General features: G+C 44.4%; 8 protein-coding genes. 2 read left to right on the top strand and 6 right to left on the bottom strand.

Features of this window, described 5'->3' with window-relative positions:
* Positions 1–43: 43 nt before the first annotated feature.
* The 4 genes from CTN_RS07795 to CTN_RS07780 form a co-directional block, all read right to left on the bottom strand.
* Positions 44–1,138 carry a hypothetical protein gene (locus CTN_RS07795; protein WP_012311342.1) on the bottom strand — a complete coding sequence of 365 codons (1,095 nt, stop codon included), beginning with the start codon at positions 1,136–1,138 and terminating at the stop codon, positions 44–46.
* Complete coding sequence (locus CTN_RS09930) at positions 1,135–4,278, bottom strand: hypothetical protein (protein WP_015920023.1); 3,144 nt, start codon at positions 4,276–4,278, stop codon at positions 1,135–1,137. Before CTN_RS09930 ends, CTN_RS07795 begins: the two co-directional genes overlap by 4 nt.
* A gap of 77 nt (positions 4,279–4,355) precedes the next feature.
* The gene (locus CTN_RS07785) at positions 4,356–5,624 is read right to left on the bottom strand and encodes an MFS transporter (protein ID WP_038034138.1); all 1,269 of its coding nucleotides are present in this window, start codon (positions 5,622–5,624) and stop codon (positions 4,356–4,358) included.
* Between the two features lie 2 nt (positions 5,625–5,626).
* A complete protein-coding gene (locus tag CTN_RS07780) occupies positions 5,627–6,388 on the bottom strand; it encodes an alpha/beta hydrolase (RefSeq protein ID WP_015920021.1) in 762 nt (253 codons plus the stop codon).
* A 97-nt stretch (positions 6,389–6,485) separates the two neighbouring features.
* Here CTN_RS07780 and CTN_RS07775 point away from each other — a divergent pair, with 97 nt between their 5' ends.
* Both CTN_RS07775 and CTN_RS09845 read left to right on the top strand, forming a co-directional pair.
* Complete coding sequence (locus tag CTN_RS07775; protein ID WP_015920020.1) at positions 6,486–7,001, top strand: VanZ family protein; 516 nt, start codon at positions 6,486–6,488, stop codon at positions 6,999–7,001.
* A complete protein-coding gene (locus CTN_RS09845; protein WP_015920019.1) occupies positions 6,998–7,981 on the top strand; it encodes a hypothetical protein in 984 nt (327 codons plus the stop codon). Before CTN_RS07775 ends, CTN_RS09845 begins: the two co-directional genes overlap by 4 nt.
* Before the next feature lie 26 nt (positions 7,982–8,007).
* Here the strand turns inward: CTN_RS09845 and CTN_RS07765 are convergent, their stop codons facing one another.
* Together CTN_RS07765 and CTN_RS07760 are read right to left on the bottom strand one after the other, a co-directional pair.
* Positions 8,008–10,005 (bottom strand): methyl-accepting chemotaxis protein, encoded by a 1,998-nt coding sequence (locus CTN_RS07765; protein WP_038067905.1) that lies wholly within the window; start codon positions 10,003–10,005, stop codon positions 8,008–8,010.
* Between the two features lie 117 nt (positions 10,006–10,122).
* Complete coding sequence (locus CTN_RS07760; protein ID WP_015920017.1) at positions 10,123–12,597, bottom strand: vWA domain-containing protein; 2,475 nt, start codon at positions 12,595–12,597, stop codon at positions 10,123–10,125.
* Positions 12,598–12,668: the final 71 nt, after the last annotated feature.

Here is a 12,668-nt window from a genome sequence, read left to right as displayed (position 1 = left end):
GCATCACAGTTGAAATTTTACTATAAGAAATTCGAAAAGCTAACTACCATTCCACAGAGATTCTCTGGACCATTATTCCGCGATAATAATTGTACGCGGTGAAGCCAAGAAGGTAAAAGATGTGCAACCTGTTGTTTTCATGTATCAGATTTATGCTCCAGGGAACAGGAAATATCCTCTTTTCTCCAATCTCGAAATAGTCAAGGCTCTCAAGGCCGTACTTTTCCATGATGGCCTTTGTGAGGTCGAAGGTCTTTTTCAATTTTCCATCCAAACCGATTTCGATAACGACGGTGTGGGACGTTGAGTAATCTAAGCCCAGAGTGAAAAAAGAATCATCCGTGTGACCGAGAACCGGATATCCACCGCCACCGCTTGGTATGGAGAAAGGAATCTTCACCGTTCTTTTCCTCTTCTTTTTTCCGAACTCGTAAACGGTCATCTCTCTGTTCATCCATCCTTCAGCTCTGTAGTACTTTCCGTTTGCGAAAAAGTCCGGAAGATAATCCAGCTTGAACTGTTTTCCTTTCTCAGAGAGAGAACCTGAATAAGAGAACACCTGACAGAGGTAAGCAGAGGAATGTCCAGAACCGATGCTCTTGTAGGCAAGAAATTCTACTCCTGATTCGCTCGCTTCGTTGATCAGAAAATTCTCGAAATCCAGTTCTTTCTCATCGAGAATGTTTCCTTCCTTGTCGATTCTCATCAGATATAGAAAATTCTCTCCATCGAGCCCGACACTTCCGAGAAACAGAAAGTCGTTGTTGAGACTGTACAGTTCTCCATGGTAGAGCGATACATCTTCATAAGGAATGTTCCAGATGTTGTTGTAGGTTGGTTCTCTGTAATCCCAGACATTGGAGTCGATTTTTCTGTACCTCACGATGAAACCATCTCCGCTTGCCCGCCTGTAAGCGTATATCTCGAGAATGTTCTCTCCATCAATGATGGCATCTTCAACGTAGTTGTAGTTGTTCCCGATGTAACACAGATCCACTCCTTCGAACGAAACGGATTCTTTCGACACAGATCCCACAAAAACCAAAAATTTCCCGGAATCGAATCTAACTTTGTCGATGCTCTGAGTGAAGAGCACAGCCGAGAAAAGAACAAACAGGATCAAAATACCCCTCTTCACTGCTTTGTCACCTCCTCGAGATACGCTTGAAGTTCAGAGGTGGTTCTGTTCCACTCTTCGTAGAGATCCGGGTGTGTGACGTCCAAACGTCTCAAGAGCCAGTCTTTGATTTCTTCTGGCACTTTTGCTCCCACGGCAGCGAACGGATCTGTCATGATTTTCTTCTGTATCTCTTCCTCTTTCCTCTTTCTTTTCATCCTGCTCATTTTTTTGAGGGAATCTATTTCCGACATTATTCCGGATTTGTAGTTCGTGAGGGCTTTTATTGTGGCTTCGACCAGGTGATTCTCGAGAATAGCACTGGGATCTCGAATCTCGTAACCTTCCCTTGTTGGATCGTCAGTGATTCTTCTGAGATAGTTGTTGAGGATGTACTCCTGATTTTTTCTGTTTCTCTGTGAAAGCCATCTCAGAAAGTCATAGGTTGGATATGTTTTTTGAACTGTTCGACCGTCTTTGTTTATGTATGAGTAAGACAGTACGCTGGTTTTGAAGGGATCTTCCTGTTTGTAGGCTTCGTATAGATCTGTCCATTCGTCTATAATTGCGTTGAATTCCTCTACGGTGTCAAACGAAGACAGGCTGTAGAGTCTTTCGAGTGTTTTTCTCAATCTGTCTCCTTCCGGATCTTCTCCTTCTAGTTTCTCCCTGAGCCGAAAGAACTTTTCCAAAAGTTCAGGAACGTTTTCCAGTTCACGTGAAATCCCTATGCTCTTGTACGGAAAATTTTTGTCGAAGAAGTCGATCGAATAGCGATAATAATTACCGACCAATCTGTAGTTCTTGTCAACTTTCAGGTCGTTGTCTGTCAAAGAGATGTAATAGTGAAAAACGTGATACTGTTGTATTTGTTCTCGAGTCTTTCTCACGGCTTGGTTGAACGCTTCAGATCGCTCTGCGAGCTCTTCTTCTTTCAGAAACTCCTGGAGAGTTCTGGCTGCTATCTCGTCGATTCCGATCGCTCCAAGATGCTCGTTTTCTCTCAGATAAAAGAGGTTGATACCTTCGTATTTCATCAGCTCTGTCAGATGATGAACGTACTCGGGTTTGAATTCTTCAATACTCCTTTTTATCTCATCGCCCTGTTTCATCAGAAGATTCCATTGATCGACAAGTGTATTGTAAATCTCCGCCTTTTTGTAGGTATTGTTCACCAGAGCCAAAAAGGTATCGAGATATTCTTCGGTTTTGATTTCCATACTCTCCAGATCGTTCAGTCTGCTCATCGCTTCATCGATTTTCTCCTGAATTTTCCCTATCAATTGTGAAGTTTTCATGATCAGATGAGTCTCGAAAAGAATATCGAGTGCGATCTTTTGGTCAACATTCTTTCTGAGTTCTTCTGCTTGCTCTAAAATTTCCGAGAATCTGTTCAGAATTCCTTCAAGATTGCTTTTCATTTCTTCTATTTCTTTCTGGAGGTCTTCTTTTGCCTGTACGACGTACCTGTAGTAGGCCGGTATGACCGCTCCCTTATCGAGTGTTCTGGAAGAGATGTGCTCGAGATTTCGAGCGTTGTAGCTGATTTTCCCCCATTCCGAATCGATTTCCTGAAACTTCCGGTTCAGGGAGGAGAATTCGTCGTCGAGACTTTCGAAGAGAAATTCCTCGTCCGTGAGTCTGTATTCATCACCTATGAATTTTCGCGAATACGAGATGACTTCAAAAGAAGACCGAGCGAGTGGGTTAGCGTGAAAAGCGTAGAAGGCTTCCTCCAGTTTTTTCCGAAATACCTTCACGGCGTTTGGATCATCCACATTCTCGAGGAATTCTTTCTTTAATTCTTTGAGGTACGCACTGTACTCTTCTTCACTTTCGAATTGTATTTTGGACACCTTCGGTTCATCCAACACGATTTCGCCGGACGATGGAACAAACGTTTCGTAAACCATCAGATGTGTTTTTGTGGCAGAATCGACTATCTCGGCTTCCACCCTTATTTCTTCGTCCAGGGTTAAAACCAGGTCTGACAGCGAGAAAGAAGGAGAGTTCTCAACGTGAAGATCTGTTTTTTGAGTCTTGATTGTGACCGTGGCAGATTTGACCTCCTCAGGAAGCTGAACGCGAAGATTTTTCACAATTTCCCTCTTGTAAGTGGGAGTTATGTTGACGGTTTTAACGTAATAGGTGCTCTTCTTGTCTGAAAGCCACGGATCGTATCTTGAGAAGAGATCTTTCTCATCGAGTACCTTTGCGTAAACAGTGTTGCCTTTGAGATCTTTCAAAACGATGGTGATCTGTCTTGATTTCATATCTTTCAGCGAAGAAGAGATCTTGTGTTCTTTCCGTACCTGTGCACTCAGGTTGAGTTCAGGAACTGTGAGAACGAACACTTCAGGGCTGTTGATTTTTAGAGTGATGTTCACGGTGCTTTCTGAGAGAAAGTAGTTCAGTGCTTCTTTTTTTCTCTTGAGAACGTATTCCGCTCCACGTTTGAAAAGTTCCCTTCTCCACTGTGTGATCCAGAAGTGCTTGACTTCGTCTACTGTGTACGCTTTGTAGGAGAAGTTCAAATACAGCTTTTTCAGTTTCTCATACCAGGGTTTGGATGCGAAGTCGCGTTCGTTCAAAACCTTGTTTCCCACGTTGTAGAGTCCGTGCTTCATTCCCTCGTTTACGAATATGTCTTCAAGGAAATCTCTGACTTCGATGGAATCATCTGTCTCCAACCATCTTTTGAAATCCTCTCCCTTGAAAGCGAGCGGATCTTCCTCGAGGATTTTTTCCAGTTCTTTCATCTTCAAATTCACAAATTTCTGTGAATACTCTTTTATTCTCTGATCGAAAACGTACTTTTCCACTTTGTCCCAGAAAGGCTGGGAGAAGCTTAGAACGGTGAGCATTGTGTTGACGTAAGGAATCAGGTTCACAATCTGGGAGACGCCTACTTTTGAGAAATTTTCGAAAGCCTTGTCGTAATTTCCTTCTTTCAAGTAAGAAATTCCTTCGCTGACATCGAGAACATCGAGAAAATTGGAGGCTCCTGAAACAAAGAAGCTGTACTCCTCAGCGGGTATTTCGAGAAGACTCGCAAAATCCTTTGCCATTCCAAAATCATTTCTGACCTCCTGGTAAGTGGGAATTTGAGCAACGGAAAGGGAGGCCACAAGAAGCAATGGAAGGATAACGAATCTAAACACCTTATAAACATCTCCCTTTGATTGAGATAACTCAGTATATCATTTTTAACTGCTGTTTGTCAAAGAAAAGCAGAGATTCATCTTGTCTGGGAATTCTTGGCAAGTTCTATCATGGTCTTCTGAAGCTTTTCCACGTCTTTTGCAAAGTAAAAAACCAGAACGAAAAGCAGCACCGCACAGATAAGCCAGAAGTACGCGGAGACCTTCAAGGCAGCCCCAAGAGATCCGAGTGTAACGGACATCACTCCTCCCGCGAATTTTCCAAATCCCGTTCCGAGCGAATCAGTGAGGTTGAATATGGAGAATATTCTTCCCCTCTCCTGGGGTTCGTTGACGTTCAAGAGCATGAACTTCACGTTCGGGCCCGTGAGGCTCGCGGTGAAAGAAGCAACGAAACCAAGTAACATGAGCACGAGAAGACTTCCCATGTAGTCCAGGGTCATAACAGTGAAGAAAGTTCCAAGAGCGGTTGTGATCGAGCAAAACAGCGGTAGGAATGGTCTGGATTTCACGTAGATGCTCGCTCCCCACAGCCCTCCAAGGATGATCCCCACGATATTTCCAAGACCGAACACGAGGAAAACGAGGGTGGCCGTCTCCACCGAAAGACCTCTTTCTCTTCTGAAGAATTCCACGAGAAAATAAGGAATGGCACCCCAGGGAATCGTCCCTGCTATGCCCTGAAAGAACAGAAGAAGATTCGTTTTCACCTTCACGAGTTTTGCGTAATCAGAGAGTTTTGGTGCTTTCGGGTACTCATACCCAGATTGAACGAGCTCTCCAATTCCTTTTTCAAAAGCACCTCTTCTTGGTTCTTTCAGAACGAAAATGGATAAAATCGCAAGGGCGATGTTTGGAACAGAAACCACGATGAAGGGAACTCTCCAGCCGTATTTCGGTCCCAAAAAGCCTCCAACGATCATTCCAAGAACACTTCCTATGGAGATCGCAGAAGATATGAGAGCCACGACTTTTCCTCTCTTCACTTCGTCGAACATGTCTCCTATCATCGAATAAACGATGGGGAAGGACGCTCCCACACCTATTCCGGTGAGTGCTCTCCAGAAAAAGAGTTCACCGTAAGAATGAGAAAATGCGCTCATGAGACAGGGAATCTCACCGACAAGAATGGAGTAGATGAGCAGGTTTTTTCTGCTGTATCTGTCGGCGAGGTACCCCCATACGAGACTCACAAGGGCTCCTATCACCGTGAAAGACGAAGCAACGAGACCTATCTGAGCATCCGTGATGTTGAATTCCTGTTCTATCGCTCCTATGTTTGGAGACATCACCATCTGATCCGCGTTCAGTAGAACCATGAGAATCAGAATGAATATAACTGCCATTTTCATTCCCCCTTCAGCCACTCGATAACTGCTCTGGTGACATCTTCCTTTTCCACATCGTTGCTCAGAACGTGACCGGATTTTTCAAAAACAAGAAGCTTCCTCTTTTCTGATCTGATGTTGTTGTATATGAACTCGGCTGCCTTCATGGGAACCATGTTGTCGTTTCTTGCTGCGACGACGAGAGTGTCTGATGTGATCTTTGAAACACTTTTTCTTGCCAGTTTCATGAGTTTGTAGAGCTCTGCTGCCTGTTTTGGCCAGTTGTAGGACCAGTATTCTTTTCTCAAGTATTCAATATCTGGATCATCGTACCTTTCTGTGTTTTCCCTTGGCATCTTCTTTGAAAAGAGTTTCAGAAGAGGTGTGAGGACTATTCTTTTGTCGAAAACGTGTGTTGCAGCAGCAAGCGTGACCAGTTTTGGAGGGTTCATCTGAGAAGCAAGGATCAGAGCGATCACACCACCCATCGAAAGGCCCACGACGTGTACCCTTTCGCAGATCGCACTCAGATCGTAATACGCATCGAACGCCCGTCTCAACCAGTCCTTTGCAGAAGACAGCAAGAAATCCTCGCCGCACGTTCCATGTCCCGGCAGTCTCGGCACGGAGACCGTAAAGCCTGCTCTGTTCACTTCTTGTGCCATATATTCAAAGTCGTGGGGAGATCCGGTGTATCCATGAATGAAGAGAACCCCTTCACTTCCACCTTCAAGGAAAATGGGTAGGGATTTTCTCACGGTTCTGCAACGAGGAAAGTTCATGAAGACACCTCCCCTGATGTTTTTAAAGACAACAATATTTTAACATTTATTTATCAAGGATGGAAAGCGATGATAAAATTTCATTTGAGGTGGTGGTGTGAGAAAGATTCTTTTGCTTCTTCTTGCTTCGATCTGGGTGGTGCTTGTTTTTTATTTTTCCTCACAGCCTCCCGATGTTTCCGGAAGGCAGTCCAGAGTTGTTTACATGATTCTCAAAAGACTGGACGGTGTTCTGGATTTCACTCAAACGGAATGGTACAGGAATTTGAGAAGTTTTCTGGAGAAATGGTGGTTTCCGGAAAAGAAGCCCTCCGGGGAGGATCTTGTGAGAAAGTCGGCCCACTTTGGATTGTACTTCATCATGGGGATCTTTTCGTTTTTCCTCAGTTATTCCTACATCAGAAAGTACGTGTTTTCTGTATTGATGGGGATTTCTCTTCCCACTCTGATTGCCGTTCTGGACGAGTACAATCAGAGTTTCCATGGTAGAGGTTCTTCTCTCTACGATGTGATCATCGACATGAACGGAGCGATGTTTGGGATGGCGCTTGCTTTCCTGGTGCGGATCGTTGTGGAGTTGAGTGTGAAAAACAGTAAGGGGGGGATAGTATGAAACTGTTTGGTGTTCTGATGGTCTTTGCGGTGGTTGCAGCCTTTGCCCAGGCAGATCTTTCACTCCTTCTTCCAGGAGAATACCCTGTTCCTGAGTGGGTCAGGCCCGGTCTGGTTGTGGTCTATCAGTACGAAGGTGGTATCCGCTCTGCTGGAGGAAGTGCTGCTTCGGGAAGTGGTTTCAGGATCGACGTCGTCACGAATGTGGAAAACAACAGGGTGTATGGCATTGAATTCCTCATTCTCGTATCTCTTTCCACCTATGAAGTAATGATACAGCCCATCAGAGTAATGCCCCTTATGGTATTTTTACATCCTGGTGCGATCCAGGATTTGCTTGACCAGGCTGGTATGCTTGCCCAGCAAGGAATTGTAGTGAGAGGTGGTCGTGTCTCAGAGAACTCCATCTGGGTAGGTATAGAAGATGATGTATCTTCTACAGACATCTGGGTGTCGGACGAAGGGCTTGTGCAAAGGTTTCAGTATCTTGTCAGAGAGCGTGAGGGATCCAGCGTGGTGCAAAGCCAGTATTTGAAACACTTTTACATCGACTGGCCAGATATCGAGGACTTTCCACCTGTTTCTCAGGAAAACCACACCTACAGCATTTACGTTTCTGCATATGGAATGACTACTCCCGCAGGCAGCGTCAGCTACGAACTTTTGAACACTCAGGGAAGCATTTTGATCTACAGACTCATTCAGTATTCTTCCGGGATGTCCATTCCTGCTGAGATAATGGGAGTTCCCTCGTTTGGTCCTTTCTACATACATTCAGAACTTCTGGAAAAAGATGTGATCCTGGAAATACCGGAGATAGGTTTTGTCTGGCAGAACGAGCAGGGTGAGTACGGTGTGGACAGCGTTGTTTATTTCAACGGTCAGGAGTGTTTCAGAGCCGCTCTGGATGAAAGAGGACTGATCATTGGAGTTCAGTACCTCCAGGAAGGCTTTGTTATCATAACGGAACTTGCCGAATAAAAAAGGGGGTGGGACCCCCTTTTTATTCATTCCACCTTCAATCTGCTCACAGATTCAACGAGTCTTTCGGCCATTTCATCGAGTTTTTCAGCAGTTTTTGCTATGTTCGCTATAGTTTCTGCTTGCTGTCTTACAGACTCTGTTACCTCGTTCATTTGATCGACGATGTTCAGCATGGACTTACTGGCACCGTCCATTGCGCTACTCATTTCTTCGGAAGCCGCACTCTGTTCCTGAGCACTGGCAGCAAGGCTTTCTATCATATGTGACATGTTGGTGATGCTTTCGAGTATCATCTTGAACTTTTCACTCACGATCTCAGACTGCTGAGAGGCCTGCTCGACTATTTGAACTGTCTCATCTGTTGCGGATTTTGCCTGCAAGCTTTCTTCCATTATACCTTTGAGTATTTCCGTTATGTTCTGAGTGGCATTCCTGCTTTCCTCGGCAAGTTTTCTGATTTCATCTGCAACTACCGCAAAACCTCTTCCGGCTTCTCCTGCACGTGCTGCCTCTATTGCTGCGTTCAGAGCAAGGAGATTCGTCTGTTCTGCTATGGAGTTTATTGTTTCAACTATTTCACCAATGTTCTTTGCGCTTTCAGATAGTCTGTCAACTACACTTGAAGTCGTGTTGGCCTTCTCTCTGGTCTGGGATATGATGTTCGATATGTTCTCAATAGCCTTCTGCCCTTCTTTGATCAACTCATTCACTTTACTTGCCTCTTCGTTGAGACGCTGGGAGGAGTTGGCAACGTTCTGAGCACTCGCTGCAACTTCTTCTACTCCACTCGTCATTTCTTCTATTGCAGCAGAAGCGTTGTTCACGTTGGAATTCACCGTGTCTATTTGGGCAGAAAGTTCTTCTACAGTTGCGCTTGTTTCTTCAGACGCAGCCGCAACCTGCGAGGCAGCGTCCTTCAGGAGTTTGGCTTCTTCGTGAATCTGGATCACAAGCCCCTTCAAAGCATTCACCATATGGTTCAGAGCATTGGACAGTTTTCCCAATTCATCGCGACTTTTGTAATCGAACTGGACGGTGAGATCTCCAGATGCAATTTTCTCCGAAACTTTTGCCATCAAGGATATGGGATGAGCGATGTATCTTCTTGAAATCATCGTGGCAAGGATCAGGACAACCACGATAATTCCGCCAACAGAGATCGATGTTGTCAGAAGATCTCTGTTCACGCTGGACATCAATACGCTTTCAGGCACAGTGTTGAAAAAGATCCAGCCGTTTTCGAGCCTTCTGAAACCCGCTATCAGATAATCCGAACTGAATTTTTCATATCTGAACCTTGAAACACCACGTTCTCCTTTTGATGACCAGTTCCTGTAGAAATCTGTGCCAGAAACATCGAGCCCAACCAGTTCTGGATTTGAGTGGAGAACAACTATTCCTCTCTCGTTTATCACACCACTTTCATAACCGAGTTTCTTTGAATTCGCAAAAATCGTCTCGGAGAGCCTTGAGATGTCAAAGTCGATTCCAACCACACCGACAATGTTGCCATCTGTTTTAATGGCTCTGGCAACGGTTATTATTGTCTGGCCGGTGGCAGCATCTGCGTATGGATCGGTTATCACAACTCTGTCGGGATTGGAAACAGCGCTTTTGTACCATGGTCTTTGAGTTGGATCGTACCCTGCCGGGAGTTCGGTTTCTGGTATGAGGTACATCCTTTTGTCCCTATAACCAGCGTAAACAAAAGTAATGTCAGGGTAGGACTTCACAACGGATCTGAACAACTTTATCATCCATTCTTCTTCGTTGTTTGCATTTTCAAAAGCGCCTTTCACGTTTTCGTTGCTTGCAAGCAGATCGGCAAGCTGCGTATAGCCACGTATGAAATTCCAAAATATATCGGCACTGTTCACAGCCTGTGACAAGAGAGTATCTTCAGATGATTTCATGACATGCGCTCTTTTGTCGAGAATAAAATAGGTGGAAACACCTACCAGAACAACTATGATCAGGAGTATCGAGAGAAAAATCTTCCAGAAAACCGGCAAGTTTTTCATAATCGAATCACACCTCCTCTGTTGATATGTATGCCGCGACGAAAAAATTATAACAGGAAAAGACACAGGCAATTATTTATTTAAAAATATAACCTTGAGCGAAACAGTGTTCGCTTTCTACTTGTACCTGTACACTTCAGCTGCTATCTTCTGGGCTCTTTCAGTGAGTGTTGTCAGATGATCTATTTTCAACGCCATCTCGTACGTTCGTGTCATCGCATTAATCGTGTTAAGGGCGTCTGCAAGAGTCTCCAGAGCTTTCTTCACATCGGAAAGTTCTGGATAGCGAACCTCGAAAAGCTCCAGAAATTCTACTATCAGAGGAATCGTGTCTTTGAATACCTGAAGAGCATCCGCCCAGTTGTCCACGGAGTCCTGTCTGGAAAGAGATTCATAGGAAATCTCGAACAGATCTGACATGATATCGTATCGCATCTCTTCAAAGCTTTTTCTCATGAGTTTTGAACGTTCATCAAAGTTCCAGTATTTGTCCTGGTTCTTTTCCACCAGGTCCTTTGAGTATAAAAGGAGCACTCTCAGCTGTTCTTCGATGTGAGAGGTGAATCTGTTGTAAACAAGTTCTTCGCCGACAAAGTTGTACGCACTTTTGCTTATTTGTTCGGGAGAGAGTTTTTCCTTAACCCACTCTTTCACGCGGGTTTTGAAAAAGTCAACCACCACATCTGGATTTCTTATAACTTCCGCAAGTTTTTCTTCTACAAGACTCATGATATCGTTCAGAAGGTCGTCTTTGACGTAGGTGACAAACCGATCTATCACCTCTTCTATCGTCAAATTCATCGCTGCACCGCCCCAGTTTCCTGTTATTATGTCAATGAAAGTGTTCACCGCTTTCATTATGAGATGCCTTGCAGATTCCAGTTTGCTGACGACATCTTCTGCTTTTCTTATCATGTCCGAGACTTTCTGGGCTATTTCCACCGCATCATCGCTTGCTTTATTCTGGATCACACAGGCATATCCTGCACAGTTCACGATTGCAGCAAGCCCTGTGTTGAACCTCTTTAGTGCTTCCATTTCCACAAGTGTGATTCCATTTCTTTCCAGATTTGAAACCCATTCACTGGCCTCCTGAACATAATGTTTTATACCTTCACGTGCGATCTCAAGGTTTCTCAGTTCTTCCAGAAGACCGTACGCTTTGTAGATCTCTGCCTTGCTTCCCCAGGTGTAGGCAACGATCTCTGTTGGAGTTGCTGCTTTTGGTCCTATATCGACCCATCCTCTGGAAGTGTATCGAAGTTGATGGTAGGCATCACTAGGTTGCCCGCTGGCGTAAAGGATGTAGTAGTACCTCCCGGGCTGTCTTCTTCCAATGTCTATCTTTCCGTTTTTATCAGAGATCTGATACATCGCTCCGACGGTATCCATTCTGCTGGTGTTCCCCATCACTTTGTAAAAGAAAACCCATACGTTGTCGCTTCCAAGCATGCCGAAACCAGCCTCATCTTTTATTACAAAGCTAATTTTCTCGGACACGATGTTTGTTTTTGTCCCGTCAGGGTTTTCGAGGGGATAATAAACAAAGGATGAAAAATCACTTGTTCCAATCAGCCTGATTTTGACTTCTACTTTGCTCACAAAATTGTATTCACTCCAGTCGCTGAACCAGGCAAAATAGTATTTCGAGTCGATTACTGGTAAATTTTCCAGCTGAATCTCACTTTGATCAAAGGGCCAGGACAACCTCTTAACATGATCGTTTCTCTTTTCCAGAAAATCAAAGTTAGATTCTTTGACTTTTGGGTTCACCTGCGGAGAGTAACTTTCGAAAAGTTCTGTTTCCGCCATGTTTTCCTCTGAAGGCTGACAGTAGTAAAGGTGGATACCACTTTCTTTCAACGCAAGATCCACGGCGCGCATCGAGGTGTTACAGCCAGAGGTGTAGTACCAGTTTGGACCGAAGACGGAATCCACATAAACGTCGGTGATGATCACCACGATTTTTCTGGCGCTTTCGCGCCAGTCCAGATTCAAAGCCCAGAGAAAGGCATCGTACGCCCATGTTAGATCCCATCCTTCGCCTCCCGTACCTATTTCTTCTATTTCTCTGCTTATCTCCTCGAACATAACAGAATCATAAAAAGTGTCCACTCCTGCCCCACTTGGCCATTCAGGTTCATCTTCCACACCGTACTCGGCGATCACAATCCTGAAGTCTGTTCCTATCTTCATGAGTCTGTCCAGAAAGTTTTTGAGCTGTCTTTTGATGGATTCTATGTGGTCCTCCATCGAACCTGTTTTGTCTATCAGAAACACGATATCGAGTTCATCGGAATTCACGGATTTCTCCCAAAATCCATCTCCGTTAAACTGATAATAGAAGTTGTCGAAGCGCACCTTCTTTGAAAAAAGAAGTTCTTCATCCCTGCCATATGCAGTCTCTATCAACTCGAAGTCTTTAAGATTCAGGTTTCTTACAAAGGTGCCACCATCTTCGACGCTGACAGCACACCAGATAGAGTTCATCAATCCGTCGCGATCCCAGATTTCAAAATTTTCAATCTCGATTTCATAGGAAAACAAAAAGCAGGAGAGAAAGACAAACGACAGAACGATCATTCTACACATAAGAATCCCCCCTCGGGTGTGAGTAACTGTATTCTACTCCTTTGATAACAAAAAACAAAAGATGTGTTATA

The sequence above is a fragment of the Thermotoga neapolitana DSM 4359 genome (genome assembly GCF_000018945.1).
Lineage (GTDB): Bacteria > Thermotogota > Thermotogae > Thermotogales > Thermotogaceae > Thermotoga > Thermotoga neapolitana.
Note: the sequence above shows the minus strand (reverse complement) of the source record. Positions and strands in the feature narration are given on the sequence as shown.